Below are 24896 nucleotides of genomic sequence, written 5' to 3'. Positions count from 1 at the left end.
TTTCTTTTTGATGGCATTAGAAAGGGCGGTGCTAAACGTCCGCCCCTGCATTCATCTGTTGATCAATAGGCCTTGCCACGGGCAGAGACCGGCCAAAGGGCTTCAACCTTGCCGCCGCGCACACCGACGTACCAGTCATGAACGTTGCAGGTCGGGTCACAGTGGCCGGGCACCAGCCGCAGCTTGTCGTTGACCTTCAGCACCCCATCCGGATCGCCAATCACCCCGTGTTCGTCCGAGCACTTCAGGTATTCCACATCGTCCCGCCCAAAGATGAAGGGCAGGCCGCTATCGACGGATTGCGCCTTCAGACCCGCATCGCAGATTGCCTTGTCCGCTTTGGCGTGGCTCATCACGCTGGTCAGAATGAACAAGGCGTTTTCCCATTCACCCTGATCGATCCGTTGACCGTCCTTGTCCAGAATCCGACCGTAATCAGCATCCATGAAGGCATAAGAGCCACACTGCAGCTCGTTATAAACGCCCGAGTTGCTTTCGAAGTAATAAGACCCCGTACCGCCGCCCGAAACCAGCTCGCAGTCGATCCCTTCAGCCTTCAATCCGTCGACGGCATCCTTGACCATGGCGATTGCGGTATCCAGTTTTTCTTTGCGTGCCTCATACGTATCCAGATGCTGCATCGCGCCTTGATAGGCCTGAATGCCGGTAAATTTCAGGTTAGGGGCGGCCTCAACCGCCTTGGCGATTTCGATCACGGCGGGGGTCGTGGTGACACCACAGCGGCCCGCGCCGCAGTCGATCTCGACAAAAACCTCCAATTCAGTGCCATGCTTAGCGGCAGCAGCAGACAGGTCAGCGACGTTGTCAACATCATCAACGCAGACAATCGTTCGTGCACCTAGCTTAGGTAGGCGCGCCAGACGGTCGATCTTGGCCGGGTCGCGCACCTGGTTCGAGACCAGAATGTCCTTGATGCCGCCGCGCGCAAACACCTCGGCCTCGGAAACCTTTTGGCAGCAGACGCCGACTGCGCCGCCCAATTGTTCCTGCAGCTTCGCGACGTCTACGGATTTGTGCATCTTGCCATGCACCCGGTGCCGCATCCCATGTGCCTTGGCATAGTCGCCCATCTTCTTGATGTTACGCTCCAGCGCGTCCAGATCAAGGATCAGGCAAGGCGTCTGGATTTCGGATTCATCCATGCCGATCGCGGCAGGGATGTCATAGCCAACTTCGAATTGATCACTGTTCATCGGTTTGTTCATCCTGTTTCTCCTTACCCTTTCAGCCAGGGCAGCTTATCCAGATCCACGTTGCCGCCGGTGATGATGACGCCGACGCGCTTGCCCCGGAAGGTGTCGGGGTTCTTAAGAATGGTGGCCAGAGGAACGGCCGAAGACGGCTCCATCACCACGCGCAAGTATTTCCAGGTGAGTTTCATTGCGTCGATGATCTCTTGCTCGGACGCCGTGAAGATGTCGGTCACATTGTTCGACACAAAGTGCCATGTGTTTTCCTTGAGCGGGACCAACAGCCCGTCCGCCACCGTTTTGGGGGCATCGTCCGCAATGATATGACCCGCTTTGAAGGAACGGTACGCATCGTCCGCCTGCTCAGGCTCAGCCGCATAGATCGCGGTTCCTGATGCCAGATTCGAGACCGTCAGACAGGTGCCTGAGACCATCCCGCCACCGCCGATTGGCGCGATCACTGCATCCAGGCCATCGGTCTGCTCAAGCAATTCAGCCGAACATGTGGCCTGACCAGTGATAACACGAGGGTCGTTGTACGGGTGCACGAACTCTCCGCCTGTTCGGGCCTGCACCTCGGTAAAGGTCGCTTCGCGGGAAGAGGTGGATGGCTCACATTCAGTGATCGTACCACCAAAGCGTCGTACCGCGTCTTTCTTGGCCTGCGGCGCGGTGCGCGGCATCACCACATTGCATGGAATGCCCCGGCGACCAGCCGCATATGACAGCGACAGGGCGTGGTTCCCGCTTGAGTGGGTGCAAACACCCTTGGTCGCCATTTCATCGCTTAGGCCGAAGACCGCATTACTGGCACCGCGCACTTTGAATGCACCTGCCTCTTGAAAGTTCTCGCATTTGAAGAACAGCTGCGCGCCGGTTCGTTCATTCAGATAGTCCGAGGTCATGACCGGTGTGCGCCGGATGTGCGGCTTGATCCTTTCATGCGCAGCCCGTACGTCGTCATACGTCAGGTCGGCGACGGGGATTTGATCCAACATGACTGTCCTCCCTAAGCTGCGGCTTTTGCGTGGCTGGTTGAGCTGGCGCGATAGAATTCCTGCGCCGCAGCAACCCCGCTCCCAAGCTTCACTGGGTAGTTCAGATCGGCCATGGCCATCTCGACCGTGGCCAGCCCCGACAGGACCATAACATCGGTCAGGCTGCCCAAGTGGCCAATACGGAACGCTTTGCCATTCAACTCACCCAGACCAATGCCGAAGGATACCCCATAGGTGTTGAAGGCATGGTCAGTCAGTTCGTTGCTGTCGAAACCTTCGGGCACAAAAATGGCGCTGACGGTGTCCGAGTAGAGGTCAGGAGATTGTGCGACCAACTTCAGGCCCCAGGCCGCAGTCGCGCGGCGCACACCTTCGGCCAGACGGGTGTGGCGGGCGTAGACATTGTCCAACCCTTCCTCGAACAGCATCTTCAGGCTTTCGCGCATGCCGTAGATCAGCTGCAAAGGCGGAGTATAGGGAAAGCCGCCAGACGCATTTGCCGACATCATATCACGGAAATCAAAGAAGGTGCGTGGCAGTTGCGCGGTCTCTATCGACGCCAGTGCCTTGGGGCTAACGCATAGGATTGCCATGCCGGTGGCCAGCATGAACCCCTTTTGCGACCCCGAGACTGCAATATCCACGTCCCACCGGTCAAACTCGAACGGCATTGAGGCCAAAGAGCTCACGCAATCCACAAACATCATGGCCGGGTGATGTGCCGCATCCATCGCATCGCGCACAGCGCTGATATCGGAACGCACACCTGTCGCGGTTTCGTTATGCGTCACCAATACGGCCTTAATTTCATGCGCTTTATCCGCGGACAGGATGGCCTCGAACCTGTCGGCTGGCGCGCCTGTTCCCCATGGACATTCAACAATCTGAACGTCCAACCCGTGTCTTTCGCACAGATCGATCCAGCGATGGCTGAAGACGCCGTAGCGGGCGACAAGAACCTTGTCACCGGGGCTGAGCGTATTTGTAATCGCTGCCTCCCAACCGCCCGTTCCGCTGGCTGGAAAAGTGATTATCTGGCCTTCGGTGGTGCCGAAAACCTGTTTTGTGTCTTCCAGTACCGGGGCGAAGGTTTCAACGAAATCCGGGGCGCGGTGGTCTTGCGTCTGAACCTGCATGGCAAGGCGCAAACGATCAGGAATATTGGTTGGGCCTGGGATAAAGACCGGGTTTTGATGCGACATAACTCAATCCTCTGCTTTGGACCCAAGTGTCGCTTGAACGGTTGTGTGTTGCAATTTTCTTGAAAAATATTTTCATTTTATCCGTTAAATTGATAAGGTGCTGAAACGGATAGGAATTCAGTTTATCAAAATGATCTCGGAGAATTCCGGGCCAGAAAAATTGGTTCGGGTTTTCGGGGGAAAGTCCGAAAGCCAGGTGAGAAATGGAAACGCAAAAGCGACCGCGCGGCAGACCCAAATCGCTGTTTAAAGAAAGTTCGGCCGGGACCATGCAATCATTGGATCGGGCGCTGGGCGTACTGACCACTGTTGCCCGGCTAGAGCGCGTCGCGCTAAGCGATCTTGCCCGCGAGGTTGATGTTCCGACAGCCACCACGCATCGCATTCTGGTGACACTGCAAAAACACGGGTTCGTATCCTTTGATGAGGAACGGCAGGAATGGCTGGTCGGAATCGAAGCCTACCGGACCGGTGCGTCTTTTCTTCGGCGCAACAGCGTTCTGGAAATCGGCAGGCCGATCCTGCGGCGTCTGATGCAAGACAGCGGTGAGACCGCAAATCTGGCCGTACCCGATGGAGCAGAGGTGGTCTTTGTCGGGCAGGTCGAAACTCAGAACCCCATCCGGGCCTTCTTTCCACCCGGTGCGCGGACGCCCATGTATGCGTCCGGTACAGGAAAGGCTATTCTCGCTGCGTTGAGCGAAGAGAGTTTAGGCAAAGTTCTGGGCCGGATTGATCCGGTTGCTTTCACTGAAAATACGAAGTTGCCCGCTTCGGGCCTGTATGCAGATCTGGCTGAAACTCGTACCCGAGGTTGGTCTTACGATCACGAAGAACGGTATGAAGGTATGTCTTGCATTGGTGCGGCCATCTTCAATGACAGGGCTGAGCCTTGCGCCGGTATCTCGGTATCCGGACCCACCGTAAGGTTCAGCCGAGAACACGCGCCCGAGTTGGGCGATCTGGTCATGCGCGCGGCGCAAGAGATCACCCACCTGAGCGGCGGTAGGCTACCCAAGAGCTGACGCTTGATTATTTGCGCGGCACTCTGGGGATGCGCGATTGCGAGAGTTTGTACTTGTGTTCCGGATGCGGTGGATGGCCGTGGGTGCGGTTCCAGAACCCAGTCCCTCCGCGCCTGAGCCATAGGGGGATGCACAGGATCAGCCCAACAAAGAACCCTCCGGTATGCGCCCAATAGGCAACGCCACCTTCATCGGGATTGCTGGCCAGGCTGCCAAGGAATTGCAGGCCCAGCCAGACACCCAGCATGATAAAGGCCGGGATGGTAAAGATCCGGATATAGACGATCAGAATCAACAAGATATCCACGCGCGCTTTTGGGAAAAGCAGAAGATAGCCGCCCATGACACCGGCTATCGCTCCGGACGCGCCAATTGTTGGCACCACCGAATCCGGTGCCGAAACGACGTGAATCAGCCCCGCTCCGATTCCTGCCAGCAGATAGAACACGAGAAACAGCACATGCCCCATTTCGTCTTCGAGGTTGTCGCCGAATATCCACAGAAACAGCATGTTTCCCGCCAGATGCATCCAGCCCCCATGCAGGAACATTGACGTCACGAGTGTCTCGAACCCATAGCCGTCAGTTATCCGGGCAGGAATGACCGCGTAGTCAATATAAAGCTGATTGATCAGCCGCGCATTCTCCATGACACCCACATAGCTGAGGAAGATCAGTATGTTCGCAGCCATAAGGGCATAAACAACAAACGGAGTACGCCCCGAAGGGTTATGGTCTCGGATCGGAAACATGGCGCGACGCTGGGCTTTTCGCCGCCCAGCGTCAAGGTCCGGTTATGCCGCACCTCCCAGAAGGGCGGCGTTGCCTCCGGCGGCGGTGGTGTCGACACAGACATGGCGTTCCCCCAGCACCCGCGCACGGTCGGGCTGCCCGGGGATCAGCGGGATGATCGGGCCATCGCGCCGGGCCAAATGCTGCTCGATCTGGCGGGCAGCGTCGTCGTCGCCCCACCACAGAACGCCCGAGAAACCGGTCAGGTTTTCAAGCCGGTGCAAATCCAGCATGCCCGTCATACGGATCGCTGTGCCGCCCAACGCTTTGACCGCATCCGCCTGAGCCTTGGCGGCCTCGTCCCCCGGACCCATGCACAAAAGCGGGGAGCGGGAATATTCGGTCAGGCGGTTCGATTCACCGGTGGGGCCAGGCAGCGATTGGGTGCTGGGCGTTGCAGGTTGCCCTTCGGGCGCACCTGGTTCAGCCGAACTGTCCCAGCGTCCCGAAGCATTCTGCCGATCAGGCGCGCAGAACCGTGCCATATAGTTCGGACCGCCCGCCTTGGGGCCGGTGCCGGACAGACCTTCGCCACCGAAGGGTTGCGAGCCGACGATTGCGCCGATCTGGTTGCGGTTGACGTAGATATTACCGGCATGGATCGCCTCGGTCACATGCTGCACCCGGTCGTCGATCCGCGTGTGCAGGCCGAAAGTCAGGCCGTACCCCGTGGCATTGATATCCGCAATGACCTTGTCGATATCTTGCGCCTTGAACCGGGCGACGTGCAGAACCGGACCGAACACCTCGCGCTCTAGCGCCGAGATGCCGGGTATCTCAATCAGAGTCGGTGCGATAAATGTACCCTCAGGAGGCGTTGTCATCTCCTTCAGTACCCGTCCTTCTGAGCGGGCCTGGGCCACGTGGTCCGCGATGATTTGCCGGGCTTGCGCGTCGATGACCGGGCCGCAATCAGTTGAAATCAGCCAAGGATCGCCCACATGCAAAGCGTCCATCGCCCCTTGCAACATGGTCAGAACGTCCTCGGCAATGTCCTCTTGCAGATAAAGACAACGCAGGGCCGAGCACCGCTGGCCTGCCGATTGGAACGCGCTTTCGATAATCGATTGGACCGCTTGTTCCGGCAAAGCGGTGCTGTCTACGATCATGGCGTTCAGACCGCCGGTCTCGGCGATCAATGACGTACCTGTCCGCATGTGCTGCGCCATTGCTGATCGGATTTTCAGCGCGGTCGCGGTGGAACCGGTAAAGGCCACACCAGAGACGCGTTCGTCCGACGTCAACGCCGCGCCCACTTTCGGCCCGCCCGGAAGAAGTTGCAGCGCATCGCGTGGAACGCCTGCTTCATGCATCAGTTGAATGGCACGATGGGCGATCAATGGCGTTTGCGGGGCAGGGGCTGCCAGCACAGCGTTGCCGGTGGCCAACGCAGCCGATATCTGCCCGGTGAAGATCGCCAGAGGGAAGTTCCACGGGCTGATGCAGGTGAATATTCCGGCGGGTTTGGCGGCAGGAATATTGGCGGCGTAGTAGCGCAGGAAATCAACCGCTTCGCGCAGCTCGGCAACTGCATCAGGCACTGATTTCCCGGCTTCGCGGGCGAGCAGGGCAAACAGCTCTCCGAAATGCGCTTCGTAGAGATCGGCTGCTTTATTTAGAATTTCAGCGCGCTTCTCTGCTGAGGCCTGCCATGGGCAAGCGCTGGCCAGCGCCAGTTCCACGTCTTCGGGGCTGGCCGCAGCAACCGAACCGGGACGATCCAATGGTTGCGCGGGATTGATCACGGGAGTGTCCGCCAAAGGCAGTGCATCATCCGACAGCAAAGGTCGGGCGTACCAATGATGGGCGCGGAAGGCGTCGCGCGCGATGTCAATCTTGTCCAGCGTCGGCGTATGGTGCAGATCAAAGCCTTTCGAGTTTGGGCGTTCCGGTGCGAACAACTCAGGCCCGGTTGGCAGCGGTTTGCCAGGCGTTTGAACGGCCACGAACGGATCTGCGGCAACGGTTTCTGGGGCGACTTCCTCATCAACGATCTGATTGACGAACGAAGAATTTGCCCCGTTTTCCAGAAGGCGACGCACCAGATAGGCCAACAGATCCCGATGCGCACCGACCGGAGCATAGATACGGCAGCGCGAGGACCGCTTGTCGCGCACGATCTGATGCAGGGTTTCACCCATACCGTGCAGGCGCTGGAATTCGAATGGCTGGCCGTCCGCCATATGTAGGATGGCGCTGACGGTATGGGCGTTGTGCGTGGCAAATTGCGGATAGATACGGTCGGTCATTCCCAGCAGCTTGCGGGCGTTGGCGATATAGGACACATCCGTCGCTGCCTTATCGGTGAAGACCGGAAAACCATCGACGCCCTCGACTTGCGCGCGCTTGATCTCGGTATCCCAATAAGCGCCCTTTACCAGCCGCACCATCAGCTTGCGGTCGTGTTGCTGGGCCATGTCATAGAGCGTATCCAGCACCAACCCGGCGCGTGGGCCGTAGGCTTGCACGACGATGCCGAACCCGTCCCAACCGGCCAGTGCAGGCTCTGCCATAACTTCTTCGATCACCTGTAGCGAGAGCGACAGGCGATCGGCCTCTTCCGCGTCAACGTTCAGCCCCATGCCCGCCGCCTTGGCCAGCAAAGCCAGCGCGCGCAGCCGGGGCACCAGTTCGTCCATCACCCGTTGTTCTTGTGCCAGCTCATAACGGGGGTGCAGGGCCGACAGCTTGACCGAGATGCCCGGATTTTCGCGAATGTCTTTATGGGTGCAAGCCTCGGCAATAGCGGCGATCGCGCGCGAGTAAGACAGGTGATAGCGGGCAGCATCGGCCTCGGTCCGTGCCGCCTCGCCCAGCATGTCGTACGAGTAGGTATAGCCCTTGTCTTCCATTCCTTTGGCGCGCTTCATGGCGGATTGAACGGTTTCGCCCAAAACGAACTGACGCCCCATTTCTTTCATCGCACGACCAACGGCGGTGCGGATCACTGGTTCACCCAGCCGCTTTATGGCCCCGCGCAGCGCGCCGACGGGCGAGGATTTGTCTTCGTCCAGAACCCGGCCTGTCAGCATCAACGCCCATGTCGACGCGTTCACCAGTGACGAGGATGATTGTCCCAGATGTTTTCCCCAATCTGACGGGGCGATCTTGTCTTCGATCAGTGCGTCAATGGTATCCGCATCTGGCACACGCAACAGCGCCTCGGCCAAACACATAAGCGCAACGCCTTCATCTGTGGATAGGCCGTATTCAGCCAGAAACACTTCCATCATGCCAGGCGACGTGCTTGAGCGGATGTCGCGCACCAGCTGTGCTGCAGCCTCACAAATGGCCGTTCGGTCGGCCTCTGACAGCTTGGCCTGAGAGATCAGCGCGTCCAGTACAGTGGACTGGTCGGCATAAGTCTGAGTGTCGATTTTGGTGCGTAGGCTGTGTGACATGTGTACTCCGGGGCTTTTGCCTAATATAACCGCCTATAGTCAGGAGAATGGACCGAATTTCCTCGAATTCTGGTCGAATTGACTGAAATATAGGAGCCTGATTATGCAAAACGACTTGTCCAGCCTTGATCGCTTTGACCGTGCGATCCTTACGGCATTAGCTGAAGATGGCCGCATCTCAGTGACGGACCTTGCGCGCAGGATCGGCTTGTCAAAATCGCCGACACAGGCGCGGCTCAAGCGGCTTGAGGCTGACGGGATCATCACAGGCTATCGCGCCATGTTGGACCCGATCCGTCTGGGCCTTGATCATGTGGCCTTTGTCGAGGTGCGTCTCACAGATACTCGTGAAAAAGCACTGGCCGAGTTCAATTCAGCGGTGCGCAGAGTTGCTGAGATTGAACAGGCTCATATGATCGCGTCCAACTTTGATTATCTGCTTAAAATCCGCACCCGATCGATGACGGAATACCGCACGGTGCTAGCCGAGAAAATCTCATCCCTGCCGCATGTTGCCAACACCTCCACCTTCGTTGCGATGGAGGCGGTGAAAGAAACCGGGTTGCTGGCTCCGCTATAAAGCAGTTGACCTAAACGACTGATGGATCAGGTTAGAGAGGATGAAAAACGTACTTATCGTTGCCATACTCGCTGGTTCTGCCGCTCAGGCTTCTGCAGATTGCCCGGTTGCGCCGGATCATATCTCTGGCGTCGACGCCCTGATTACGCAAGCCCAAACCGCGTCGTCTGAGCGCGAGGCGCGGGGCATTTCGGGACGGATGTGGCAACTCTGGACCGATGCGCCGGACGCCCGATCTCAAACCCTGTTGGATCGCGGGATGTCTCTGCGCGAGTCTTGGGATTTGACCGGTGCGCTGGCCGAGTTTGACGCTCTGGTCGCTTATTGCCCGGATTATGCCGAGGGGTACAATCAACGGGCATTCGTCAACTATTTGCAGCAGGATTACGGTGCGGCCCTGATCGATCTGGATCGGGCCATTGAGCTGTCCCCGAACCATGTAGCGGCGCTTAGCGGGCGGGCATTATCGCTGTTGGGTCTCAAGCGGCTGGACGAAGCGCGAACGGCGCTGAACCATGCACTCGAACTGAACCCGTGGCTTTCAGAGCGTGCCTTGCTTGCGCCGGGCGGGCTGCTTGATCCACCGGGTGAGGATATTTGAATTGAGACGAAAAAGCGCCCCGGAACCGAAGTTCAGGAGCGCTTTTGATGCAAGGGCTTGATTAGCCGACCAGCTCGTTGTCGGTGCGTTTGATCGCAATCACCGACGAACGCGGCGTACCGCCATCGGGCCAATTGCTGCCCGGATGCTGGATGCCAACAAACATGGTGCGCAGGTCGGTCGACCAGGCCAGACCGGTGACTTCACAGCCATTCGGGCCGGTCATGAAGCGCACAATCTCCCCGGTCACGGGATCGCCAACTAGCATCTGGTTATTGCCGTTTCCTGCGAATTCTTCCTCGTTGTCATCATTCCCGTCTGTCTGAATCCAGACCAGACCAGTCGAATCGATGGCCATGCCGTCGGGTGAGTTGAACAGGTTGCCTTCGTTCACATTTGCCGATCCGCCACGGTTATCCGAATGAACAGTTGGGTTTCCGGCCATGACATAGAGATCCCAATCAAAGCCAGTGGCCGCGTGATCTTCATCCGCTGGACGCCAGCGCACGATCTGGCCGTATTTGTTGGCCTCGCGCGGGTTAGGGCCGTTGACTGCAGTGTCATCACCCCCAGCATTTGGCTTAACTCCACGGTTCTTGTTGTTGGTCAGGCAGCAATATGCCTCGACCGCAACAGGGCTTGAGGCCACCCATTCCGGGCGGTCCATTGTGGTGCCGCCCGCAGCCGATGCGGCCATACGGGTAAAGATCAGAATTTCGGCCGCGTCCATGCCGGTTGTTTCCGGCGTCAGCGGCAGCCATTCGCCGCTCATGTCGTCATTGAACTTGGCGACATATAGCGTGCCGTCATTCAACAAGCCCTGAGTGTCGACACCGGGCGCATAGGCCGCGTTCGAGACGAACCTGTAAAGATACTCGCCACGTTCATCGTCGCCCATATAGACCACGACACGACCGTCCGCAGCCAGCGCGACCTCAGCATTTTCATGCTTGAAGCGACCAAGGCCGGTGTGCTTGACCGGAGTGCTGTCGGGTTTGGTCGGGTCGATTTCAACGATCCAGCCTGCGCGGTGCGGCTCATTGGGGTTTTTCGAGGTGTCGAAGCGGGGGTCAAACAGTTCGTAGCCATTCCAGCTTTCGGCTTTGATGCCATAGCGTTTCATGCCGTCCGCGACCTTCTGATCGTAGCTGGCATTCTCGTCAGAGGAACCAAAGTAGCCGTTGAAATTTTCTTCGCAGGTCAAGTAGGTGCCCCACGGTGTCTTGCCGGAACCACAGTTGTTCATGGTGCCCAGCGACGCGGTTCCTGTTGGATCGGCCTCGGTCTTCAGTAGGTCATGACCAGCGGCGGGGCCGACGATCTTCATTGGAGTGTTGTGGTGGATCCGGCGGTTGAAGGGGCTGTCCTTAACGACCGCCCAGCCCGCAGGGCCTTCCTTGATCTCCATTACGGTCACGCCCTGGATGTTCTGCAACTTCAGAACTTCATCGGCACGGGTTGGAACACCTTCCTGCGCGGCAGGCAGGTTGATCTTGCGGTTTGGGTACTCGTGGTTGATCGCAATCAGCTCGTGACCCCGGAACGAGAATGTCTCCATCCCATCCGTATTCTCGCCAAAAACCTTGTCCGAGTTTTCAACCTTACCGCCATCGGTCAAATCGTATCCATCGGCCTCGGAAAACAGCGGATCACCCCAGCGCATTAGCATCTTCCACTCATAACCTTCCGGAACGTGGACTGTCCCATCGGTCTGGGCGGGAATCGGCGTGAAGGCAAAGCGTTGTGCATCGACCGCCTGTGCTGAAGTTGAGCCCAACAAACCAGCGCCCATCGCCGCAGCGCCCGATCCAAAAGCCACAACTCCTGACAGGAAACCCCGTCGCGAGATAGCGCTTTCAACCACGCGGTCGAAGTCGTGTTCATCCGGGCGGGGGAAGTGCAACTCATCCCAATCGTCGGCGGAAAGGGTGGTAAGATCGACGTCTGTCATGGATAGCTCCTGGCTGTCTGAATAGGGTTTTGGTGAACAGCGTATATTCACGTAACATGACAGTTTGTTTTCAAACCGCAGGTTGAGTTATTCTCCATTTCGAAAACATCAGTTCAAAACAGGCAGTTTTCAATTGCTCCGCTCAATTTGGGTTGGCTGAGAACACTTGATATCCGCCCTCGTTGGCGAAAATTAGGTTGATATCCCAGCCCGCAGTCTTGAAACTGTCTTCGATACGACGCCAAAACGGTCGATCCAGAACAACGATATAATCAATCTTACGTTCCCGCCCCAACACATCAAATGCTCGCCATCGTTCTTTACCATTCGAGGGGGCTGTGAATTCCTCGTGAAATTTGATCGCAGAAGGCGATTTCAAGCCGACAAGATCAACGAACCGAATGTTTTGATTCGAGGCTGTCGAGGCGATCTTCCAGGGTATAAAGCCTGCGTCGTGAACACCTACTACAGAATTCGACGGTAAATTCTCAGTCATCCATTCCGCTGTAATAAGACGCTCTTCGCTACCCGATTTCCATTGTATGGTGTAGACTGGCCAACTGCTTGTCGCAAAAGCGTATACCGACAGGAGGGCACCGATCACAAAGACCGGGGCCGAAGAAACTTGACGCGCCGTCAGGACCGCTGTCCAAGATGCAATTGCAATTGGTAGCAACGGATACAGGTAGCGGAAATTGTTGTGATACAGAGCACCCGGTAGTTTCAGAGCTGATGAGAGCACAAAAATTCCGAAAAAAGCTAAGGCAACCCAGCCTCCCCTAAGGAATGGTGCGAAGACCAAGCCCGAGAAAACCACAAGCAAATTGGTCTCAACCACGGCGTGCAGAGCGACCATCAGTCGACTAGAGAAAACTTCACCTTTCTCTGCAAAAAAAGCCTCTTTCGCGCCGGCAGTATCAGGCCAAACACTGCCTAGAATCAGAACGCTCACAAGTGCCAAGATTATGTAGGCGGATGCGGAAATGAAAAAAATCTTGACGCAGTACGCGTAGTTGATCGGCTTCACGACGATGATAGAAATGAACAAGAGAGCAGAAAGAACGTAAAACTCCGGTCTGATAAAAGGCATTATGCCAATCAATATCGATAGCGCGACGTGGCGATTGGTTTGGCGTAGAAAAAAGGCCCAAGTGATGGCTGCCATTGCCATACCAGTCTCTAGGCCATTCATAAGGTGGAGCCACGCGAATCCTAATAAGAGACCCGCAATCGACCCAGATGCTGCAACAATCCGAGAGCCTGACACGGAACACAGTAACAACCATAACCCAATCATATATGCGCCGGCGCTTAGAACGCTCAAGGCCAAGCTGGCCTCTGGTGTAGTGGTGAATTGCGATAAAAAGGCCAGCACGAGAAAATGAACCAAGCTACTTGCGCCGGTCGGACCATCATTGCCGTAAAGATCTGAGCGCCCCGAAAGAAACAGATCCACGTTTCCGATTGTTATATAGGCATCATCCAAAGGCATCCATACGGGCGACTGCTGCGAGAGTGTCAACACGATCAGGCAAGTGAACACTAAGGCTGGGATAAGCATACAAAGTGTTTTTCTCCAGTGTGAGTTAGATGCCGGAATCAAGTTACTTCCCTTGCGTTTGGTGGTGACCCAGATCTGTTTTCCATCGCTAATTAACGACCATTGAATTGCCACGACTTCCCTTTTTGCCGCCCATCTGAAAATTTCTTGAAGATCGTGTCATTGATGTCGTGCGCCGTATCTGAGGCTGAAAACACAACTTCGCGCTTGACGATGGTTGGTACATAAAATAATCAGCGCAAGCACTGAGCGGGTATAGCTTAATGGTAAAGCCCCTGCCTTCCAAGCAGGCTATGTCGGTTCGATTCCGTCTACCCGCTCCAACTCAGCCCCTCCATCTCTAACATTCCGGTCGAATGCGTCAAAAGGCCCGGATCGTGCCCCGAATTGCGCCCAAAGCTTGACCCCATTGTCCCACGCCGCCATGAAACGTTGATTGACGCCTGATAAGGGCTGCGACCAGAATACAAGGGCCAGATATGGCAAGAACACGCTCCGCCAATCCAGCAAATGCACAAGCGCCCGGCGCCTACGATGAACGGGCTAGGTCTAAAAAAATTGGCGTGCTGCGGTCATTGTGGCCGTTTATGAAGCCCTATCGACTGCTGATGATCGGCGCGACACTGGCGTTGATCCTGACGGCCAGCATGACGCTGACATTGCCCTTGGCTGTGCGGCGTGTGGTCGACAATTTCCGCATCGAAGATGGTGATTTGCTTGAATGGTACTTTCTGGCCGCCCTCGGTATAGCCGGGATTCTCGCCGTGGGTACGGGTATTCGCTATGCTTTGGTGACCCGGTTGGGTGAACGTGTGGTGGCCGATATCCGAAAGGCGGTTTTTGACCGCGTGATCGGGATGAGCCCCGAGTTTTACGAGCGCATCATGACCGGCGAAGTTCTGAGCCGGATCACCACCGACACAACGCTGATCCAATCGGTGCTGGGATCGTCTGTGTCCATCGCGCTCCGCAATCTTTTGATGTTCGTCGGCGGACTGGTGCTGATGCTGCTGACATCGGCTAAGCTGACTGGGATGGTGTTGCTACTGATTCCGCTGGTGGTTGTGCCAATATTGGTACTGGGCCGCAGGTTACGGGTGATCAGCCGGGAAAATCAGGACTGGATTGCGGCGTCCTCTGGAAATGCCGGCGAGGCGTTGGGTGCGGTGCAAACCGTGCAGGCTTTTACTCATGAGGACGCCAGCAGGACGCAGTTCGGAGAGATGACAGAAACTTCGTACGAAGTTTCTCTGCGTCGGATCCAGACCCGTGCGATTCTGACCGTCATTGTGATCTTTCTCGTCTTCTCGGGCATCGTTGGCGTGCTGTGGATGGGTGCGAATGATGTGCGTAACGGGGTTATGACCGAGGGCGTGCTGATCCAGTTTGTGATCTATTCGATCATCATGGCGGGTTCAGTCGCCGCGTTGTCCGAAATCTGGAGCGAGTTGCAGCGCGCTGCAGGTGCGACGGAGCGTTTGGTCGAGCTGCTGAACGCTGAGGATACCGTCAATGATCCGTCGCAGGCCAAGGATTTGCCTGTGCCCGTACGCGGAGAGATACGTTTCGACGATGTGACATTCCACTATCCCGCGCGCCCGGACGTTGTCGCGCTGGATCATTTGTCACTGCAGATTAAACCTGGGGAGACAGTGGCCTTTGTTGGCCCGTCTGGTGCGGGCAAGACAACAGTCATCCAGATGATTCAGCGGTTCTATGATCCCGATGCGGGACAGGTCAGTCTTGATGGGCTCGACCTGCGCGAGTTGAACCGTGACGACTTCCGTCAGCACATCGCGCTGGTCCCGCAAGACCCCGTGATCTTTGCCGCTTCGGCGCGCGAGAATATCCGCTTTGGCCGTCTGGACGCCTCAGATGCCGAAGTCGAGTCCGCCGCCCGAGCCGCCGCCGCGCATGAGTTCATCTCGGCTTTGCCCGAAGGGTATGACAGCTTTGTGGGCGAACGGGGCGTAATGCTGTCGGGTGGTCAGAAGCAACGTATCGCCATCGCACGTGCCATCCTGCGCGACGCACCGGTGCTGCTGCTGGACGAGGCGACCTCGGCTTTGGACGCAGAAAGCGAACGTGCGGTGCAGGGTGCGGTTGATAACATGAGGGCAGGGCGCACCACTCTGATCGTGGCGCACCGTCTGGCGACCGTTAAGAAGGCAGACCGGATTGTCGTGCTGGAAGCCGGGCGCATTGTGGCGCAGGGTACCCATAACGATCTGGTGGCGCAGGACGGTTTGTATGCCCGCCTCGCACGCTTGCAGTTCACCGACGGGGTGGCTGCAGAATAAAGTGACGCTCCGGCACATCTCGTTTCGCCGTAGCGTCATTCTACATATTCCCGGACCTGATCGCTAAGCCCTTGCTTGCGCATGGTGTGTTTTGCTTCCATCTTGGAGGTGACAAACAAGCCTGTGCGCGACACGGGAGACAGATCAGGGGAGGAGCCACATGGCCTTTGTGGGATTGGAAGACAAGGCGCGCATCGAGCAGGAGATGGCGTGGGAAGATCGGGACGTACCCGTCACCTTCCATCAACTGTTGTCGCGGACGGCGGGCAAGTTCCCGAACCATAAAGCGATCAGCTTTCAGTTGTTGTCCGGCCCGAGCGACAAGGCCGAGACGCTGACATGGTCCGAGCTGCTGGGCAAAGTCAATCAGGCCGCCAACCTATTCCGTTCCCTTGGCATCGGAGAAAACGATGTGGTGGCCTATGTGCTGCCCAACTGCAACGAGACGCTGGTCACCATGATGGGCGGTGCGGTGGCCGGGATCGTGAACCCGATCAACCCGTTGCTGGAGCCAGAGCAGATCGCGGCGATCCTGCGTGAGACCAAGGCCAAGGTTGTCGTCACCCTGAAATCCTTTCCCAAAACCGATGTGGCCCAAAAGGTTGAAGAGGCTGTGCGTCACGCTCCGGGTGTCAACACGATCCTTGAGATCGACCTGAATCGCTATCTGACGCCGCCCAAATCCTGGCTTGTACCGTTCTTGCGCCCAAAGATGGGTGATAAAGAAAAGCTGGCCCATGCGGACTACAAGAACTTCCTTGATGAGCTGAACAAGCAGCCTAAAACGCTGAACTTTGAGGATAGCCAGGAAGATCGGGTGGCGTGCTACTTCCACACGGGCGGCACCACGGGCATGCCGAAAGTGGCGCAGCACAAATACTCGGGCCTTATCTACAATGGCTGGTTGGGCAACACGCTGCTCTTTGACGAGAACGACGTCATCATGTGCCCACTGCCGATGTTCCATGTCTTTGCGGTGCATGTCATCGTGATGGCGGCGGTGTCGTCTGGTGCACATGTGGTATTCCCGACGCCTGCCGGGTATCGCGGTGATGGCGTATTCGACAATTTCTGGAAACTGATCGAACGCTGGAAGGTTTCGTTCATCATCACAGTGCCGACAGCGATTTCAGCCAAAATGCAGCGACCTGTGGATGCGGATATATCCAGCGTTAAAACAGCATTTTCGGGATCAGCTCCGTTGCCGGTCGAACTGTTCCGTCGGTTTGAAGAAGCGACCGGCGTTACTATCGTCGAGGGCTACGGCCTGACCGAGGCCACTTGTCTGGTGTCATGCAACCCCGTGGATGGGGAAAAGAAGATCGGCTCGATCGGTATCCCGTTCCCTTATACGGATGTCAAAATCCTGCAGGACGGGCCCGATGGACCAACCGAGTGCGGCGTAGATCAGATCGGTGAAATTTGCATCTCGAACCCCGGCGTATACGCGGGCAATACTTATACCGAGACCGACAAGAATACGAACCTCTATCATTTCGATAAATACCTGCGCACGGGCGATCTGGGACGGTTTGATGAGGACGGCTATCTGTGGATCACCGGTCGCGCGAAGGACCTGATCATTCGCGGCGGACACAATATCGATCCTGCAGAAATCGAAGAGGCCTTGCTGGGCCATGATGCCGTCGCCTTTGCAGGGGCCATCGGTCAGCCCGATGCGCATTCGGGTGAGGTGCCTTGCGCCTTTGTTGAACTGGTCGAGGGGGCCTCGGTCACTGAACAGGAGCTGATGGACTATTGCAAGGTCCACGTCCACGAACGCGCGGCACAGCCCAAGCACATGACCATTCTGGATGAATTGCCGAAAACCGCCGTTGGCAAGGTTTTCAAACCCGAACTGCGCAAGCAAGCCATCACTCGCATCTACAACGGTGCATTGGACGCCGCAGGCATTGAAGCGCGGGTCGTTTCGGTAATCGACGACAAGAAGAGGGGTCTTGTCGCGCAGCTTGACGCGAATGGGTCTTCCGAAGACGATGTCTCAAAAGTACTGGGTTCGTTTACCCGGCCATGGGAGTGGTCTGAATAATTCGGAGGAACAATGGACTATGAACGTCTGATCGACGAGGAGACCTGGGGTTTCATCCGGCGCACAGCCGAGAGCTATCCGGATGATACGGTAGAGATGTCCATTGCTGACCAACGCCGGGTCTATGACGCGATGTGTCAGGACTTCCGCCAGCCGCGCCCACCTGGCATCGAGGTGCGCGACAGGTCCGCCGATGGCGTAGCTGTTCGCATTTATAGCGCCGGTGACCCCACCCGGACCGTCGTCTACATACATGGTGGTGGGTTCGTCGTCGGGGGCTTGGATAGCCACGATGATGTTTGTGCGGAACTCTGCGCCCAGACGGGCTATCGGATCGTTTCGGTCGACTATCGGTTATGCCCTGAGCATGTGCACCCGGCGCAGTTTCAGGATAGCTGGACCGCCACGAACTGGGTGGTTCAGGAATACGGCGAACCGATCGTGCTGGCCGGTGACAGCGCGGGTGGCAATCTGGCAGCAGCCGTTTCGCACCATGGTCGGAGTCGGTTGGAAAATGTGCTGGGGCAGGTCCTTATATATCCCGGCTTAGGCGGAGATATGTCGCAGGGGTCGTATATCGAACATGCCAATGCCCCGCTGCTGACATTGGACGATATCCGGTTTTATGAGACTGTTCGGTATCAAGGTACCACGCCCCAGAACGATCCTACCTATGCACCGTTGCATGACGTCGATTTCTCGGGGCTACCGCCGACGGTGGTGGTGACCGCCGATTGCGATCCGCTGCGCGATGACGGGCAAGCTTATTGCGACCGGATCACAGCCGCAGGTGGGCAGGCCCATTGCATCAACGAGGCCGGTTTGGTCCACGGATATCTGCGCGCCCGAACATCGGTCAGGCGCGCCGCGGACAGCTTTGAGCGGATTTCCGTGGCGATTGAGGCTTTGGGGCAGGGGATTTGGTCCTACGACTGAACCGCGTCAGGTCAGGAACGGCTTGGCTTTCATCGTATCCGCCACCGGTGCGCCCATGCGCTGAAGTATGGTTGGTGCAAGCTGTAGCTGGTCTATCACGGTATCGGGATCAGGGCCTTTGGCCTCTCCAAAGTAGTAAAGCGCTGTTTCCTGCTGCAACGGGCTGCGCCCTCCGTGATGGCCACGTTCGTCTTGTCCATGATCAGCCGTCACGATGACGTCATAGCCCAACTGCTGCCAGCGCGGAATGAACGGGGCCAGCATTTCGTCCATGACAAAACAGGCATGGTCCATCTCGGCGCAATCGTGGAAGAAACGATGCCCCATACTGTCCAGTGTGCAGGTGTGCAGGATGCCATAATCCAGCCCAAAGCGCAGACACAGATTGGTCAGCGAGGCAAACAGATCGACATCACTGGGCGTCATCTGGTTCGCTTTGCCGTATCCCGTCATCGAATGAAATCGACCATGGTTGATGGTCAGGCTGTCGGGCTCGTCATATTCAACGTCGCGGACGTAGTCGAATGGGTGGCGATTGAAGAATTGAGACCAATAGCTGTGGGTGACCGCGCCGGTTATGCCGCCTGCCTCACGCACCTGGCTGAACACATCCTTGTGGCTTAGCCGGAAGACGTTGCCGTTGCCGGTGCAGCCATGCTCTTGCGGTGTGACGCCGGTATGGATCGACGCATAGCAACTGGCAGAGGTCGAAGGCAGTACAGAGCAGAGTTTCCAAACCCGGGCAGCACCGCTGTCGACCCATCCTTCAAGATTGCCAAACAGTCGACGAAAGTTGCGCCAGGGGACGCCGTCAAGGATGATCAAAAGCAGTTTGCGGTCCATGTTCCGGCCCTTGTTTCTGAGTATTCGTTCCGGCGAACCTATGAGATTCGTCCGGCTATGGCTGCGCATTTGCGCCCCAAATAGCAAAATCCCGACGTCTGCTTGTGTTCACAGCGCCGGGAATTTGAATGGTCTTCGGTGTTTCTATGAGAAGGGCGCGGATCAGTTCCCCGCGCTCTCCATTTTGCGGTGAGCGACAACCTCTTCCAGCCAGCCAAGATGCATCTCAGGCACCGAGCTAAGCAGCAAGTCTGTATAGTCGTCGAATGGAGGGCTTAGCACCTGGCTCTTGGGACCGTAGCGAACCACCCGACCCTGGTACATCACCGCGATACTATCGCTGATCGCACGGACTGTCGCCAGATCGTGGGTGATGAACAGGTATGCCACATCCTCGATCTTTTGCAGATCCAGCAGCAGCTTGAGGATACCGTCCGCGACCAGCGGGTCGAGCGCCGAGGTGACCTCATCACAGATGATCATCTTTGGCTTGGCCGCCAGCGATCGCGCGATACAGACACGCTGTTTTTGACCACCCGACAGTTCCGCCGGATAACGATCGATGAACTTCTCGCCCAGTTCGATCTCATCCAGCAACTCGACGATCCGCTTGCGTTTCTCGGCGCCGCGCATGTTGAAGTAGAACTCGAGTGGGCGGCCGATAATCGTACCGACGGTCTGACGCGGGTTCATTGCCACGTCGGCCATCTGGTAGATCATTTGCAGCTCACGCAGGTCTTCACGCGTGCGGCCTTTCAGATCAGAGCTGAGCTTGCGGCCCGCAAAGGTAATCTCACCATCGCGGGGCGGAAGAAGCCCGGTGATGACCCGTGCCAGCGTAGACTTGCCCGATCCGGATTCACCCACAACCGCCAGTGTCTGCCCCGGATGAAGCTCGACGTTGACATTATGCAGCACGTCGAAGTTCAAGCCTTTGTAGCGCGCGGTGATACCATCGACGCTCAGCACGGGTTCAGGAGTTGGTTTTTTCTCTTCGTGCTCGATTGAGCGGACCGAAACCAGCGCCTGTGTGTACTCTTCTTGCGGGCGGTTGATGATCTGGTCGGTATTTCCGTATTCGACCGTATCGCCCATCCGCAGCACCATGATGTCATCACTGACCTGAGCCACAACCGCCAGATCATGGGTGATATACAAGGCGGCAACGCCCGAGTCGCGAATGGCGTCTTTGATGGCCATCAGCACATCGATTTGGGTAGTCACGTCCAGTGCCGTGGTAGGTTCGTCAAAAACCACCAGATCAGGCTCAGGGCAAAGCGCCAGCGCCGTCATGCAGCGCTGCAGCTGTCCGCCCGAAACCTGGTGCGGGTAACGATCACCGATATTGTCAGGGTCGGGCAAACCCAGCTTGGCAAAAAGCTCACGCGCGCGGGATTCAGCCTCTTTGCGCGAAAACTTCTTCTGCTCAACTGCGGCCTCGACCACTTGATCCATGATCTTCTTTGCGGGGTTGAACGATGCGGCGGCGGATTGGGAAACATATGTTACCTCACCACCGCGCAGTTTGCGGATGTCCCCATGAGATGTCTTGAGGATATCACGCCCGTTTACCCAAACCTCGCCCCCGGTGATTTTCACACCGCCACGGCCATAGGCCATCGAGGCCAGACCGATGGTAGATTTGCCAGCCCCGGATTCGCCGATCAGACCCAGCACCTTGCCTGGAGCGAGGTCAAAGCTGACCCCGTGCACGATCTCGATGTCATGGGGCTTTTCACCCGGCGGATAGACGGTCGCGCCGATTTTGAGGTCGCGGACCTTGAGAAGGATATCACTCATCCCCGGCCTCCTTTCAGCGATGTGGTACGGTTCAGGACCCAGTCAGCCACCAGGTTGACCGAGATTGCCAGCGTCGCAATGGCCACAGCGGGATAAAGCGCTGCGCCGATGCCATAGACGATGCCATCCTTGTTTTCCTTCACGATACCGCCCCAGTCAGCCAGCGGTGGCTGGACGCCCAGTCCCAGGAACGAAAGGGTCGAGATGAACAGAACCATGAAGATGAACCGTAGCCCGAATTCGGCCACAAGTGGCGACAGCGCATTGGGCAGGATTTCCCGGAAGATGATCCAGGCGCGCCCTTCGCCGCGCAGCTTGGCGGCTTCAACATAGTCCATCACGTTGATGTCCACCGCTACAGATCGCGATAGGCGATACGGGCGGGTGGCATCCAGTAAGCCCATAACAAGGATTAGGATCGGGACGGTCACCGGAACGATGGCCAGAATGACCAGTGCCAGGATCAGAGTCGGGATTGACATGATCAGATCCACCGTACGGCTGAGCGCCTGATCAGCCCATCCGCCCAGTACAGCAGCCAGCAAGCCCAACGACGTACCGGTCAGAAAGCTGAGCAGCGTCGCCGCTGCCGCGATGAAGATTGTCGTGCGCCCGCCATAGATCATGCGGGTCAGCAGATCGCGACCGATATTGTCAGTGCCTAGCAGATGTTCGGGGCTGCTCGGCTCCCAGACGTCGCCGACGACTTCTGCCATTCCATAGGGTGCAATCAACGGGGCGGCGATCGCCACGAAGAAATAGGCGAAGGTGAAGATAAGGCCAATCAGAGCCGAAAGAGGAATGTTCTTTATCATTTCGGATGCCTCAGTCTTGGGTTGGCAAGGATCGACACGATATCTGCAACCATGTTCAGACCGATATAAACGGCCGCAAACACCACGCCGCAGGCCAGAACAACCGGCACATCACGTTTGGTCACGGCATCCACAAGGTATTGCCCCATACCTGGATAGACGAACACAACCTCGACCACGACAACACCCACGACCAGATAGGCCAGGTTCAGCATGACGACGTTCACGATCGGTGAAATCGCGTTAGGAAAGGCATGGCGGGCAATAACCTGAAATGTGCTGAGGCCTTTCAATTCAGCGGTTTCGATATAGGCCGATTGCATGAGGTTCAGAATGGCCGCGCGCGTCATGCGCATCATCTGTGCCAGCACGACCAGCGTCAGAACAAAGGCAGGTAGCGCGATTGCATTCAACTTTTGTCCAAACGACATAGAATCATTGATCATCGCAAGCGACGAGAACCACCCCAATTTCACTGAGATATAGTAGATCACCACATAACCGATCAGAAACTCGGGGATCGAAACCGTCGTCAGGGTGATGGCTGAAATCAGTTTGTCGGGCCAGCGATTGCGGAACCGCACGGCAAGCAGCCCCAGAAAGATTGCAAGCGGTACGGAAACTATTGCTGCCACGCAAGCCAGGAACAGAGTGTTCCCAAGGCGTTTTCCAATACTCTCGGAGATATCAAGTTTGTTGGTCAGGGATTGACCCAGGTCACCCTGAAGTATGCCGCCCAACCACTCGAAATAGCGTGTAAGGGCAGGGCGGTTCAGGCCCATTTCTTCGCGTAGGTTTGCCAAGGCCTCTGGAGTTGCGGACTGCCCCAGGACGGCTTGCGCGGCGTCTCCGGGTAGGGCTTCGGTTAGGCCGAAAATCAGGGCCGAAGCGCCGAGCAGCAAAAGGAGTCCCAGCGCCAGGCGCTGGGAAACCAATTTGATGATGGGATGCATTATCCGTAGCCCGTTTTAGACGAACCACATTTTGCGAGATATGTTGCCGTTCATCATCTCTTGCGTCGGGTCAGATTCCCATCCATCCAGCTGGTTGCTGACGCCTTCGACAAAGTCGTTGAACATCGGGCAGATCAGGCCGCCTTCGTTGCGGACCATTTGACCCATCTGGCTGTAGATGGCTTTGCGTTTCTCAGGGTCGAGTTCCGCCTTTGCCGCGAACAATAAGTCGTCAAACGCCTGAACCTTAAACCTCGTGTCATTCCAGTCTGCGGTCGACAGATATGCAGTCGAGTACATCTGGTCCTGAACCGGACGGCCGCCCCAGTAAGACGCACAGAAGGGTTGAACGTTCCAAACCTCGGACCAGTAGCCATCATTGGGCTCACGCTTGATTTCAAGCGGAATTCCAGCCTGTGCAGCAGTCTGCTGGAACAGAGCAGCAGCATCTACAGCACCTGGGAACGCACCATCGGCAACGCGCAAAATAATCGGAGAGCCATCATGTCCAGATTTCTTATAGTGCTCTGCAGCCTTTTCAACGCTGAATTCGCGCTGTTCGATGGTTTCATCAAACAATGGATAGGCTGAATTGATCGGCATATCATTCCCGATCGAGCCATAGCCGCGCAGAACTTTGTCAACCAATTCCGCTCGGTTGATGGCGTACTTCAGTGCGGTGCGCAGTTCATTGTTATCAAACGGAGCCGTGTCGCAATGCATGATGAAGACATAGTGACCGCGACCAGCGGTTGAATGCACCGTCAGGTTAGGCGCACGGCCCAACAGGTCGGCAACTTTGGGTTCAACGCGGTTGACGGCGTGGACCTGTCCGGACTGCAGTGCAGCGGTCCGTGCCGTCGCATCGTTGATCACAACAACTTCTACGCTGTCAAAATTGCCGAAATCGCTGTTCCAGTGGTTTTCGTTCTTGGTGAACAAGTGGCGGACGCCGGGTTCGTCCACTTCTAGTTTGTACGGGCCGGTGCCGATACCTGCCGCAGGATTATCCATGCCGCCATCGGGCTGAATGATGAGGTGATAGTCGGCCATCAGATACGGCAGGTCAGCGTTCGGCTCGGTCAGTGTGACCTGGAAATTGTCTCCATCGGCCTTCATCGACTCGATGCCTTTCATGATGCCCAAGGCACCTGATTTGGAATCTTCGTTCGAGTGACGCTGCATAGTTTTCAGCACGTCTTCGCTGGTCATGGTCTTGCCGTTGTGGAACTCGACCCCTTGACGCAGCTTGAACGTCCATACTTTCGCGTCTGCACTTCCTTCGACGCTTTCAGCCAGACGCGGTTCGATGGTTCCGTCGGGCGCCACTTCGACCAGTTGGTCGCCGAACTGCTTGCCGTTCTGGAACGGGACTGAGCTTGCGTAGGTTGCCGGATCAAGTGAGTTGGTTGATTCACCACCCTGCAAACCGAATTTCAGATCGCCGCCCTTTTTCGGACCAGCGGCACGTGCCGCATCGGCAAACATAGTGCTTGCCATTGCGGCCGAGACACCCAGTGCCGCTGCTTTACCCATGAATTCACGGCGGGTCAGCTTTCCAGCTGTGACCTGCTTTGACATGTGAGTGAGTTGTTCGTTCATCCAGATTTCTCCCAGTTGATAGGATGTTCAGCCCGTTGGTGGGCTTTTTATTGACGCATGAGTCAACTTAGGTGCAATTCAGGGCAGCGGGCAAGTGCAAATCTCTTGAAATAATGGGGAGGTTCCGCCTTTGATCGCGCCAGATGATCTTGTTATGAGCCTTTGGAAATCCAAAACCCCTTATTCCTAACTACTTACTCTGACCTGAACAAATTATCCGATAGTTGCCTGGTCAGTTTAGCATGAACTTTCGTTCCACAGATCAAACGCCATTCC

The 24896-nt window shown here is 56.8% G+C and carries 18 protein-coding genes and 1 tRNA gene; 7 read left to right on the top strand and 12 right to left on the bottom strand.

Annotated elements, in window-relative coordinates:
* Positions 1–62: 62 nt before the first annotated feature.
* Genes bhcC through bhcA form a run of 3 tightly spaced genes read right to left on the bottom strand, consistent with a single transcriptional unit; the run spans position 63 to position 3411 of the window.
* Positions 63–1226, bottom strand: coding sequence for a 3-hydroxy-D-aspartate aldolase BhcC (bhcC, locus tag ACR0NM_RS12100; protein ID WP_170512464.1), 1164 nt, complete (start codon positions 1224–1226; stop codon positions 63–65).
* Between the two features lie 11 nt (positions 1227–1237).
* Positions 1238–2209, bottom strand: a complete 972-nt coding sequence (gene bhcB, locus ACR0NM_RS12095) for a beta-hydroxyaspartate dehydratase BhcB (RefSeq protein WP_480614924.1) — start codon at positions 2207–2209, stop codon at positions 1238–1240.
* Between the two features lie 11 nt (positions 2210–2220).
* Complete coding sequence (gene bhcA, locus ACR0NM_RS12090) at positions 2221–3411, bottom strand: L-aspartate--glyoxylate aminotransferase BhcA (protein ID WP_480614922.1); 1191 nt, start codon at positions 3409–3411, stop codon at positions 2221–2223.
* A 203-nt stretch (positions 3412–3614) separates the two neighbouring features.
* On the opposite strand from bhcA, the gene ACR0NM_RS12085 reads away from it, so the two are divergent.
* Positions 3615–4436, top strand: a complete 822-nt coding sequence (locus tag ACR0NM_RS12085; RefSeq protein WP_480614920.1) for an IclR family transcriptional regulator — start codon at positions 3615–3617, stop codon at positions 4434–4436.
* A gap of 7 nt (positions 4437–4443) precedes the next feature.
* On the opposite strand, the gene ACR0NM_RS12080 is transcribed toward ACR0NM_RS12085, so the two are convergent.
* Both ACR0NM_RS12080 and putA read right to left on the bottom strand, forming a co-directional pair.
* On the bottom strand, positions 4444–5187 hold the full coding sequence (locus ACR0NM_RS12080) for a rhomboid family intramembrane serine protease (RefSeq protein ID WP_480614918.1): 744 nt from the start codon (positions 5185–5187) through the stop codon (positions 4444–4446).
* A gap of 42 nt (positions 5188–5229) precedes the next feature.
* Positions 5230–8628, bottom strand: coding sequence for a bifunctional proline dehydrogenase/L-glutamate gamma-semialdehyde dehydrogenase PutA (gene putA, locus ACR0NM_RS12075; RefSeq protein ID WP_480614916.1), 3399 nt, complete (start codon positions 8626–8628; stop codon positions 5230–5232).
* A 103-nt stretch (positions 8629–8731) separates the two neighbouring features.
* Between putA and ACR0NM_RS12070 the strand changes: the two genes are divergently transcribed.
* Both ACR0NM_RS12070 and ACR0NM_RS12065 read left to right on the top strand, forming a co-directional pair.
* Positions 8732–9208 carry an Lrp/AsnC family transcriptional regulator gene (locus tag ACR0NM_RS12070; protein WP_170392279.1) on the top strand — a complete coding sequence of 159 codons (477 nt, stop codon included), beginning with the start codon at positions 8732–8734 and terminating at the stop codon, positions 9206–9208.
* Positions 9209–9248: 40 nt separating this feature from the next.
* On the top strand, positions 9249–9809 hold the full coding sequence (locus tag ACR0NM_RS12065) for a tetratricopeptide repeat protein (RefSeq protein ID WP_170392277.1): 561 nt from the start codon (positions 9249–9251) through the stop codon (positions 9807–9809).
* 61 nt (positions 9810–9870) lie between these two features.
* On the opposite strand, the gene ACR0NM_RS12060 is transcribed toward ACR0NM_RS12065, so the two are convergent.
* A complete protein-coding gene (locus ACR0NM_RS12060; RefSeq protein WP_480614914.1) occupies positions 9871–11760 on the bottom strand; it encodes a PhoX family protein in 1890 nt (629 codons plus the stop codon).
* Between the two features lie 142 nt (positions 11761–11902).
* Positions 11903–13435, bottom strand: coding sequence for a hypothetical protein (locus ACR0NM_RS12055; RefSeq protein WP_480614912.1), 1533 nt, complete (start codon positions 13433–13435; stop codon positions 11903–11905).
* A 135-nt stretch (positions 13436–13570) separates the two neighbouring features.
* Between ACR0NM_RS12055 and ACR0NM_RS12050 the strand changes: the two genes are divergently transcribed.
* The 4 genes from ACR0NM_RS12050 (at position 13571) to ACR0NM_RS12035 (ending at position 18607) form a co-directional block, all read left to right on the top strand.
* Positions 13571–13644 (top strand) — tRNA-Gly (locus tag ACR0NM_RS12050).
* A 156-nt stretch (positions 13645–13800) separates the two neighbouring features.
* A complete protein-coding gene (locus tag ACR0NM_RS12045) occupies positions 13801–15621 on the top strand; it encodes an ABC transporter transmembrane domain-containing protein (RefSeq protein WP_170392269.1) in 1821 nt (606 codons plus the stop codon).
* Positions 15622–15781: 160 nt separating this feature from the next.
* Complete coding sequence (locus ACR0NM_RS12040; RefSeq protein WP_480562409.1) at positions 15782–17671, top strand: acyl-CoA synthetase; 1890 nt, start codon at positions 15782–15784, stop codon at positions 17669–17671.
* 12 nt (positions 17672–17683) lie between these two features.
* Positions 17684–18607: an alpha/beta hydrolase gene (locus tag ACR0NM_RS12035; RefSeq protein ID WP_170512444.1), complete on the top strand. Its 924-nt coding sequence runs from the start codon at positions 17684–17686 to the stop codon at positions 18605–18607.
* A gap of 6 nt (positions 18608–18613) precedes the next feature.
* Here the strand turns inward: ACR0NM_RS12035 and ACR0NM_RS12030 are convergent, their stop codons facing one another.
* The 5 genes from ACR0NM_RS12030 to ACR0NM_RS12010 all read right to left on the bottom strand — a co-directional run bounded on the left by ACR0NM_RS12030 (position 18614) and on the right by ACR0NM_RS12010 (position 24620).
* Complete coding sequence (locus tag ACR0NM_RS12030) at positions 18614–19450, bottom strand: alkaline phosphatase family protein (RefSeq protein ID WP_170732972.1); 837 nt, start codon at positions 19448–19450, stop codon at positions 18614–18616.
* A 162-nt stretch (positions 19451–19612) separates the two neighbouring features.
* The gene (locus ACR0NM_RS12025; RefSeq protein WP_170801947.1) at positions 19613–21250 is read right to left on the bottom strand and encodes an ABC transporter ATP-binding protein; all 1638 of its coding nucleotides are present in this window, start codon (positions 21248–21250) and stop codon (positions 19613–19615) included.
* Positions 21247–22062: an ABC transporter permease gene (locus tag ACR0NM_RS12020; protein WP_170402849.1), complete on the bottom strand. Its 816-nt coding sequence runs from the start codon at positions 22060–22062 to the stop codon at positions 21247–21249. Before ACR0NM_RS12020 ends, ACR0NM_RS12025 begins: the two co-directional genes overlap by 4 nt.
* Complete coding sequence (locus ACR0NM_RS12015; protein ID WP_170392259.1) at positions 22062–23018, bottom strand: ABC transporter permease; 957 nt, start codon at positions 23016–23018, stop codon at positions 22062–22064. The genes ACR0NM_RS12020 and ACR0NM_RS12015 overlap by 1 nt, the downstream gene beginning before the upstream one ends.
* Positions 23019–23033: 15 nt before the next feature.
* Positions 23034–24620 carry an ABC transporter substrate-binding protein gene (locus ACR0NM_RS12010; protein WP_170392257.1) on the bottom strand — a complete coding sequence of 529 codons (1587 nt, stop codon included), beginning with the start codon at positions 24618–24620 and terminating at the stop codon, positions 23034–23036.
* Positions 24621–24896: the final 276 nt, after the last annotated feature.

Source organism: Ruegeria sp. AF2 (assembly GCF_056542025.1).
This window is presented reverse-complemented; position numbering and strand designations above follow the sequence as displayed.

Bases quoted from the DNA above. Each gene is read 5' to 3' on its own strand.
- ACR0NM_RS12015 (WP_170392259.1), bottom strand. From the start codon at position 23,018: ATGCATCCCATCATCAAATTGGTTTCCCAGCGCCTGGCGCTGGGACTC.
- ACR0NM_RS12040 (WP_480562409.1), top strand. From the start codon at position 15,782: ATGGCCTTTGTGGGATTGGAAGACAAGGCGCGCATCGAGCAGGAGATG.
- ACR0NM_RS12060 (WP_480614914.1), bottom strand. From the start codon at position 11,760: ATGACAGACGTCGATCTTACCACCCTTTCCGCCGACGATTGGGATGAG.
- ACR0NM_RS12035 (WP_170512444.1), top strand. From the start codon at position 17,684: ATGGACTATGAACGTCTGATCGACGAGGAGACCTGGGGTTTCATCCGG.
- ACR0NM_RS12070 (WP_170392279.1), top strand. From the start codon at position 8,732: ATGCAAAACGACTTGTCCAGCCTTGATCGCTTTGACCGTGCGATCCTT.
- ACR0NM_RS12025 (WP_170801947.1), bottom strand. From the start codon at position 21,250: ATGAGTGATATCCTTCTCAAGGTCCGCGACCTCAAAATCGGCGCGACC.
- bhcC (WP_170512464.1), bottom strand. From the start codon at position 1,226: ATGAACAAACCGATGAACAGTGATCAATTCGAAGTTGGCTATGACATC.
- ACR0NM_RS12010 (WP_170392257.1), bottom strand. From the start codon at position 24,620: ATGAACGAACAACTCACTCACATGTCAAAGCAGGTCACAGCTGGAAAG.
- ACR0NM_RS12065 (WP_170392277.1), top strand. From the start codon at position 9,249: ATGAAAAACGTACTTATCGTTGCCATACTCGCTGGTTCTGCCGCTCAG.
- ACR0NM_RS12030 (WP_170732972.1), bottom strand. From the start codon at position 19,450: ATGGACCGCAAACTGCTTTTGATCATCCTTGACGGCGTCCCCTGGCGC.
- bhcB (WP_480614924.1), bottom strand. From the start codon at position 2,209: ATGTTGGATCAAATCCCCGTCGCCGACCTGACGTATGACGACGTACGG.
- ACR0NM_RS12080 (WP_480614918.1), bottom strand. From the start codon at position 5,187: ATGTTTCCGATCCGAGACCATAACCCTTCGGGGCGTACTCCGTTTGTT.
- ACR0NM_RS12085 (WP_480614920.1), top strand. From the start codon at position 3,615: ATGGAAACGCAAAAGCGACCGCGCGGCAGACCCAAATCGCTGTTTAAA.
- ACR0NM_RS12045 (WP_170392269.1), top strand. From the start codon at position 13,801: ATGGCAAGAACACGCTCCGCCAATCCAGCAAATGCACAAGCGCCCGGC.
- putA (WP_480614916.1), bottom strand. From the start codon at position 8,628: ATGTCACACAGCCTACGCACCAAAATCGACACTCAGACTTATGCCGAC.
- bhcA (WP_480614922.1), bottom strand. From the start codon at position 3,411: ATGTCGCATCAAAACCCGGTCTTTATCCCAGGCCCAACCAATATTCCT.